The organism is Dietzia massiliensis (genome assembly GCF_018390595.1).
Lineage (GTDB): Bacteria > Actinomycetota > Actinomycetes > Mycobacteriales > Mycobacteriaceae > Dietzia > Dietzia massiliensis.
The window spans coordinates 1-1,323 of the sequence record NZ_JAHBAV010000127.1 but is presented as its reverse complement, the minus strand read 5'-3'; the positions used below and the strand labels follow the sequence as shown (position 1 = coordinate 1,323).

1 protein-coding gene is annotated in these 1,323 nt (G+C 65.5%); it reads right to left on the bottom strand.

The genetic code is table 11. The annotated features are described in order from the left end of the window. Positions 1–23 precede the first annotated feature (23 nt). Positions 24–1,112, bottom strand: coding sequence for an IS110 family RNA-guided transposase (locus KHA85_RS16440; RefSeq protein ID WP_308936983.1), 1,089 nt, complete (start codon positions 1,110–1,112; stop codon positions 24–26). Between the last annotated feature and the right edge of the window lie 211 nt (positions 1,113–1,323).

The following is a 1,323-nucleotide window of genomic DNA, read 5'->3' as shown; positions in this document are numbered from 1 at the left end:
CGATGCTCCTATGTCAAGTCTCGTCACGCGGCCGCCTGCAGAGCAGGGATCGGAGTGCGCGGGGACGCTGTAGGAGTTGGCGACGTGGCGTCGGGCAGGGGCCGTGTTTCGTCGGCGCGCATCGCTGCGAACACCCGGTCGGATATTCGGCGGCGGAGCAGTCGCAATGCCTCGGTTCGGGTCTTGCCGGCGGCGATGAGCTTGTCGTAGTAGTCGGTGCCTTCGCCGCCGAGCCGCAGCTGGGTCACCGCGGCCATGTGCAGCGCGGTGTTGATGCGTCTGTTGCCGCCCCGAGACAGCCTGACGCGGACCTTATTGCCAGACCACACTGGAATCGGGGCCGTGCCATTGAAACGGGCGTAGGCGTCTTTGGACTTGAACCGCCCAACCCCGGCAGTCTCGCCGATGATCGTGGCTGCTCCGAGCACCCCGAGGCCCGGCACGTCGAGCAAGTGCTGATGATTCGCGCGTACCAGCGTGCCCAATCGGCCCTCGATCTCGTTGATCCGCCGGGTGAGCGATCGGATGTCTTCCAAGATGTCGCGGGCGATCTCAACTACCACCCCGGTGTGCTCGTCAAGTCGTGCGATTAGCTCATCCAGCAGGTGGTAGCGACGTAGCGCCCGGGACGGTATCCGCAGGTCAGGGTCGATCTCGTGCAGGAACCAGCGAACCTTGGACTGCAGAGCGGTACGGCGAGAGACCAGGCTGCGACGGTGGTCAGACAGTAATTTGATCTCCCGCGCCGGCCCCGGCAACTCGGCCGTGGGCAGGTCACGTTCCCGCAGAGCAACACGCGCCACGGCCTCCGCGTCGATCGGGTCGGACTTGCCGGGTTCACGACCCGACCTGCGCATACCCGCCATCAGCCGGGTGTGGACTCGCACGACCCTGTGCCCGGCGTCGAGCAGGTCGGCCTCCAGGCGGCGGGTCAAGTGCCGGCAGTCCTCGACCGCGATGCTCACCTCCTCGAACTGCTCGAGCCAGCTCATGATTTTCTGATGCCCAGCCGACCGGGCCTCGACCGTGAGGACATCGATCCTCCTGCCGACCTCGTCGACAGCCACCAGCGTGTGCCAGTTCTTGTGGGCGTCAATTCCGATGACAGTCACCGCGGACCTCCTCCTGCTGCGTCTCGTGCAGTGCGGCATCGCCGACCGAGGTCGGGCACGCCTCAGTCGGGCAGGACGAGCGAGCAAGCTCCTATCAGGCCACGGCCTCGATCAGCGATGCCAACCCGGTGGAGCGGCACATCGCGGACAAGCCACCTTCGGCAGCGAAAAAAAGAGCCAACCTCACCGGGCACCATCATTTTGGTACTGA